This window comes from Rhodoluna sp. (assembly GCF_049276775.1).
Taxonomy (GTDB): Bacteria; Actinomycetota; Actinomycetes; order Actinomycetales; family Microbacteriaceae; genus Rhodoluna.
On record NZ_JBASXC010000047.1, the window covers coordinates 1 to 6,632 of the forward strand.

Consider the following 6,632-nt stretch of genomic DNA (forward strand, 5'->3'; position numbering starts at 1 on the left):
CCGGGAATCTTAATATCGGTTGCCTTGTACTGATCTCCGTGGGCGTGACGACCGATAACTATCGGCTTTGTCCATCCGGGAACAAGTCTTGGCACGTTGGAGATAATGATTGGCTCGCGGAAAACAACGCCGTCAAGAATATTTCTGATGGTCCCGTTAGGGGATTTCCACATCTTCTTCAACTTAAACTCTTCGACTCTGGCCTCGTCGGGTGTAATGGTTGCGCACTTAACTCCAACGCCGTGAGTTTTGATGGCGTGAGCTGCGTCGATGGTCACCTGATCATCAGTCGCATCACGGTTTTGGACGGAGAGGTCGTAATACTCGAGATCAACATCGAGAAAGGGCAAAATCAGGGAGTCCTTGATGTTCTGCCAGATGATTCTGGTCATTTCATCGCCGTCAAGCTCTACTACTTTGCCAACAACCTTGATCTTTTCCATATTCTATTTTTCTTCCTTTTTTTGCATTTTCCAAACCCCTCTAGACTACTTAAAAATCGGCCGGGGCCTTCGTCTCTTGGGGCTCTCGGCCCCCTAAACCAGGGAATCTTTCCAAGCTTTATGCATCTTGGAGAACTTACCCGTGCCCGAAATCAGTTTCTCCGGGGTGTCATCTTCGATGACCTTTCCGTGCTCCAAAACCAGCACCCGATCGGCAATGGACACTGTCGAAAGACGGTGAGCGATGATTATCGCGGTTCGAGAATTTAGCAGGGTCTTTAGACCCTGCTGAACCAAACGCTCGGACGGAACATCCAGTGAGCTGGTTGCCTCATCCAAGATCAACACGGCCGGATCGGCGATAAACGCCCGGGCAAAAGAAATCAGTTGCCTTTGACCGGAACTTACTCGTCCCCCGCGCTTATTGACATCGGTTGAGTAACCATCGGGTAGCTCCATGATGAAATCATGGGCGCCGACCGCCTTGGCGGCGGCCTCAATTTCTTCCGGTGTTGCATCTGGCTTACCAAGGGCGATGTTGTCTGCAACCGAACCGGAGAACAGGTAGGCCTCTTGGGTTACCATCACAACTTTGCTTCTGAGCTCTGAACTTGAAACCTCTCGAAGGTTTATTTCATCAAGTAATACCTCACCGGCTGTTGGGTCATAGAACCTGGCAACCAGTTTTGCGATGGTGGATTTACCCGCGCCGGTTGTTCCAACCAGAGCAACGGTTTGTCCCGGGAGAATTTCGAGTTGCATGTCCTTTAGCACCTTGACATCGTTTGAATAATTAAACGAAACATTATTGAAGGTGATGCGTCCCGTTATCTCGCCGAGATTTACCGGGGTCTTAGATTCTAAGACGGTCGGCTTTTCTTCCAGCACGCCGGAGATTTTTTCCAGGGATGAATTCGCCGACTGGTAGGAGTTATAGAACATCGCGAGGTTTTCCATCGGATCAAAAAATCTCCTGGCGTAGATAATCGCCGCGGTTAGAACTCCAATTCCAAGTTCGCCGGCCAAGACCCTAGTTCCACCGAACAGCAAAATGGTGGCAACTGTCATGTTGCCAATCAGAAGTAAACCGGGACCAAAGTAACCAAAGAGCTGAATGACCTTGACGGTCACGTCCCGATAGTCCTCGCTCAAAACCTCATACAGAGACTGGTTGGCCTTTTCCTTGCGGAAGGCCTTGACTGCGCGGATACCGGTCATGGTCTCAACGAAGTTCACAATCAGAGAGGCCGAGGCTACTCGGGACTGTCGGAATTTGAGTCTCGAATTGACCTGGAACCACTTCGTCAAGAAGAAAAGCGGCAGCCAGCTCATCACCAGAATTCCAAAGCTCGAGGGGTCCAAAAGCAATAGAGCTGAGGCGGTGAAGAGCATATAGAACACGCCCGCGATCATTTCATTGCCTCCGGAGGCCAAAAGCTCCTTGATGGCGTCTAGGTCGCTGGTTTGCCTCGCGATAACCCGACCAGAGGTGTATTTTTCGTGAAACTCAATGGAGAGGCGCTGGGTCTGCTTAAAGATTCGCTGCCGAAGATCCAGCAGAACATCCTGGTTAATCTTTGCCGCAAACCTTAGGAACCAACTGATCAGTGATGCGGTAGCAAGCGCAGCAAAAAGATACCCGCCGACAACTAGAAATAGTGGTGTGGTGTTTTGCCTAATTGCTGCGGGTAGCGCCCAGTCAATTCCCAGGGCAATTAGTGCAGGGCCCGCCACTCGAAGCATCTGCGACAAGATCACAACGAACAAACTCAACAACAGTCTGTTGCGAACCGGATGAATCAAAGAAAAAAGTAGCGCGCGAGAGCGAAGCTTTAGAGCCTTGGATTCCTCCCTGTCGAGGATGATCTTGTCCTCACCCTTTACTCCCTGCATGCTCATGGTGATACTCGATTCGAATCTGCCTCAGCTTCGAGGGAAGAAACCACGAAGCGATATTCCGGACTAGAAATAAGTAGCTCAGCATGCTTGCCGAAGGCAACGATTTTTCCATCCTGAAGAAGTGCAACTCGATCAGCTAATTGAACAGTGGAGGGCCGATGAGCAACAATCAGCGCTGTGGTTTTGGCAAGCACGGTACGAAGCGCACTTTCTACCATCGCCTCGGTGTCAACATCAAGTGCCGAGAGCGGATCATCCAGTACCAAGACCGCGGGCTTTGCGACGACCGCTCGAGCAAGTGCTAGGCGCTGACGTTGTCCTCCGGAAAGAGACAGTCCCTCTTCCCCGATCTTGGTCTCAACACCGTCGGGCAAATCGTAAACAAAATGGGCCTGGGCGATCTCGAGAGCTTCGGCTAATTCTTCATCTGTGGCATCGGGTCTTCCCAATAGAACGTTGTCGCGAACCGAGCTGGAAAATAAAGTCGCGTCCTCGAAGGCCATCGCGATGTGGGTTCGAAGCTCTGACCTGGTTAGCGACCTAATGTCTATGCCGTCTAGCTCAATGGCACCCTGTGTGACCTCAAATAGCCTGGTGGTGAGTGCCGTCAAAGTGGTCTTCCCGGATCCCGTAATGCCAATCAGGGCAACTGATTCGCCCGGATTGAGCAACAGGTTTACCCCGCTAAGCAAGGAGGCAGAGCCTTGTTTTTGGTCCGGATAGCTAAAGTGAACATCCTTGAACTCCAGCTTGCCCTCGGGGTTCTTGATGGTCTTTGGATCCGCAGGGTCCTTGATTGATACCGGCTCATCGATTACCTCAAAGTGCCTTGAGATGGCAGTCTTGGCATCGAGAGTGAGAGCTAGCAAGAAACCGATTGATTCGGTTGGCCAGCGAAGCACTGTTGCGGTTGCAAAAAATGCCACCATCCCCCCGACCGTGAGCGATCCTTCGGCAACCAAAAGTATTCCAGCCAGCATCGATAATCCGAGGGCGGTTTCTGGAAGAAACAAAAGGTATGCCCACATGTTTGCGATAAGTCCAGCCTTTTTTAGTTCTGTTGAGCGTAAGTCGGTGGCACCTTCAGCAAATTTTTGAGCCGCAAACTCTCCCCTACCAAAAGCTTTTAGCACCCTGATACCGTGAACTGATTCTTCAACTGCGGTTGCTAGGTCCCCCGCTTGATCTTGCGACTGCCTAGTGATTTTGCCGTAGCCGGATTCAAACCTGAAACCCTTGATCCAAATTGGGATCGAAACAACAAAGAATATGGTTCCGAGTATCCAGCTGAAGCTAAACAGCACCGCAAGACCAATTGCGATAGTTGCAGCGTTAGCGATTAACAAAACCAAACCGAAAGAAAGCCAGCGGCGAATAAGCCCTAGGTCTTGAGTGGCTCGAGAAAGTAGTTGCCCCGATGGCCACTGATCGTGAAAACTAACCGGCAGGTCTTGAAGTTTTCTATAGAGGTTTGCCCTCATCTTAGATTCAACACCGGTCACCGGAACCAAAACCAACCAGCGACGCAGAAGAACCAAGAAAGCTTCCAAAAGGCCCATGCCAAAAACCAGAGCAACTAAGAAGTAGAGATTCTCTAGTGTTCCAAGCTCAGCCAGTTCATCAATGAGTTCTCGAAGAACCTGGGGTATGGAAAGAGCCACCGAATGGGCACTGATTGCCGCAATTACGCCAAGAAGTAGCCTCGGAATGGCCTTTTTGGCGTAGGGCAAAATTCTAAAAAGGGTTTTTAGAGTGCCTTGTGTATTACTCAACGAGCTTATGGAGCCTTCCGCCAGACCGCTTTGGTCAGCTTTTTAGGCTAACACGGGTTAGCCGAGCTCAGTTTCGCTGCTGCTAGTGATAAAAGTGGCGCTCGGACGTGAAATACATCGTAATCCCGGCAGCTTTGGCTGCTGCGATTACATCTTCGTCGCGAACCGAACCTCCGGGTTGAACAACCGCCTTTACCCCCGCGCGAAGCAATACCTCTAGTCCGTCAGCGAATGGGAAAAAGGCATCGCTGGCAGCAACCGTGTCTCTGACACGTCCGGCGGCTCTCGAAACCGCCAGCTCGCAAGAATCAACCCGGTTGACCTGACCCATACCAATTCCAACCGATGCTCCGTCTTTGGCAAGCAAAATTCCGTTTGACTTTACCGAGCGAACTGCACGCCAAGCGAACTCAAGGTCTGCTCTTGTTTGAGGATCGGCCTTGGCACCAGTCACGAGATTCCAGTTCTTGTCTGAGAAGTTTTCGAAGCTGTCGACCTCTTGGACCAGCAATCCTCCGGATACCTGCTTTATCTCCCTTGGCTCCCTCGAGTAATTCGGCGGAAGCTGTAACACCCTTAGGTTCTTTTTGGTTAGAAGAAGCTGAAGCGCCTCGAAGTCATATCCCGGTGCAACAATAACCTCGGTGAAAATGTCGGCAACCTGTTTTGCCATTTCTAGAGTGACAGGTCGATTCGCAGCAATGACTCCTCCGTAGGCGGAAACCGAATCACAGAAGTGCGCTTTTGCGTGAGCATCCGCAATGGGATCTTGTGATTCGGCAGAACCGATTGCGATACCACAAGGATTGGCATGCTTGATGATGGCAACGGCTGGTTCGTTAAAGTCATAGGCTGCCCGAAGTGCGGCGTCGGCGTCGACAAAGTTGTTATAAGACATCTCTTTCCCACCGAATTGCTTAGCTTGAGCAATGCCAAGCGAGGAATCGATTCCCTCTACCTTGTACAGGGCAGCCGCCTGGTGAGAGTTCTCTCCGTAGCGAAGCACCGAGGAAAGTGTGGCCTTGAGATCAAGGTTTTTAGTAAAGCCCGGGTTCTTGCTCTCGTCGTGGTCGGTTCTCCCAGCGTCCGACTTCCAGGCGTCCTCTAGCGATGTCGCCATCCAGTTGGAGACGGCGGTGTCGTACCTGGCTGTGTGTGAAAAGGCCAAAAGAGCTAGCTCTTTGCGCTGCTTGAGGCTGGTTCCACCCGAGCCGATTGCTTGAATGATTTCCGGGTACTTGGCCGGGTCAACAATAATTGCTACGTTGGCGTGGTTCTTGGCGGCTGCGCGAACCATGGCCGGTCCACCGATGTCGATTTGATCAATTGCGGCTTCGCCGGTAGCGCCTTTGTTGATTGCCTCAACAAACGGATACAGGTTCACAACCAATAGCTGAAACGGCTTGACCTGCAGGGCATCCAGTTGCTCGACGTGCTGAACCAACCTCAGGTCGGCAAGTAGTCCGGCATGAATTGAAGGGTGAAGCGTCTTCACCCTTCCATCTAGAGTTTCTTCAAAGCCGGTGACTTCCGCCACCTCGGTAACTTTGATTCCAGCCTCGGCGATTGTCTTGGCGGTGGAGCCGGTTGAAACAATTTCAACACCACTTTCCACGAGTGCCGTAGCTAGGTCAATGAGGCCGGTCTTGTCGGAGACAGAAATCAGTGCTCGCTTGACGGGCACTTTATCGAAGTGGCGATAGTCCGCTGCCTTGTATTTACTGTCCATGATTCCCCGCTAAATTTTCGCCAGTTCAATTCGTTTTTCAGCAATGCCGGCAACTGTTTCAACAAGTAGCTCGCGCTCAACAACCTTAATGCGCTCGTGAAGGGTGGCTTCGTCATCGGCAGGCATTACGGTGACGGATTTTGAAGCGATGATTGGTCCAGTATCAACACCGTTGTCAACAACGTGAATTGTCACACCGGTCTCACGAACTCCGGCAGCCAGTGCATCACGCACCGCGTGAGCACCTGGGAAGAGCGGCAGAAGAGACGGGTGGGTGTTCAAAATGTTAGACCCAAAGGCCTCAACAAAACTGGGTGGAAGTATTTTCATAAAGCCGGCCAAAACCACAAGGTCTGGGTTGAAGTGCAGGATATTCTCTTTCAACTTATCCGACCAACTCTCAACACCATCGAAGCGTTCTGGCTCAACGACAAATGTTGGAACACCAAACAAATCAGCGTGGGCCAACCCCTCGGCTGCCTTATCAGAGCCAACCGCAAGGATGCGAACCGGATAGAGGGGGTTCTCAGCAGCCTTCAAAAGGGCTAGGAGATTCGATCCGGAACCAGATATTAGAACCACGACCGAAAGCATTTTTTTAGTTTACCGTTTTGGATTTTTTGACGGCGGCCTCGGTTGGCCTCGCGCTATAAAACGCTGCCAGAGTCGCAACAACGAACACTTCGACGAAGCTAACCAGCATCAGGTTCAAGGGATTTACCCCGACCTCGGAGAGCCTGCCGGGGCCAGCCCCTCCGGAAGCCAATACGCTCAACAGACCTAGCTGCA

At 51.5% G+C, this 6,632-nt stretch carries 6 protein-coding genes; all 6 read right to left on the minus strand.

All coding sequences use genetic code 11. The features are described 5' to 3' along the window. Positions 1-443: isocitrate/isopropylmalate family dehydrogenase (locus WAO31_RS03350; RefSeq protein WP_509590251.1), on the minus strand; the 443-nt coding region annotated here is incomplete at its 3' end. Positions 444-536: 93 nt separating this feature from the next. After that, positions 537-2,342 (minus strand): ABC transporter ATP-binding protein, encoded by a 1,806-nt coding sequence (locus WAO31_RS03355; protein ID WP_509590254.1) that lies wholly within the window; start codon positions 2,340-2,342, stop codon positions 537-539. After that, positions 2,339-4,114 carry an ABC transporter ATP-binding protein gene (locus tag WAO31_RS03360; RefSeq protein ID WP_509590256.1) on the minus strand — a complete coding sequence of 592 codons (1,776 nt, stop codon included), beginning with the start codon at positions 4,112-4,114 and terminating at the stop codon, positions 2,339-2,341. The genes WAO31_RS03355 and WAO31_RS03360 overlap by 4 nt, the downstream gene beginning before the upstream one ends. Before the next feature lie 82 nt (positions 4,115-4,196). Beyond that, positions 4,197-5,843, minus strand: a complete 1,647-nt coding sequence (gene purH, locus WAO31_RS03365) for a bifunctional phosphoribosylaminoimidazolecarboxamide formyltransferase/IMP cyclohydrolase (protein WP_509590259.1) — start codon at positions 5,841-5,843, stop codon at positions 4,197-4,199. A 9-nt stretch (positions 5,844-5,852) separates the two neighbouring features. Further along, positions 5,853-6,437 carry a phosphoribosylglycinamide formyltransferase gene (gene purN / locus WAO31_RS03370; protein WP_509590261.1) on the minus strand — a complete coding sequence of 195 codons (585 nt, stop codon included), beginning with the start codon at positions 6,435-6,437 and terminating at the stop codon, positions 5,853-5,855. A gap of 4 nt (positions 6,438-6,441) precedes the next feature. Next, a partial coding sequence (locus tag WAO31_RS03375) for a cell division protein PerM (protein ID WP_509590263.1) occupies positions 6,442-6,632 on the minus strand: 191 nt, incomplete at its 5' end.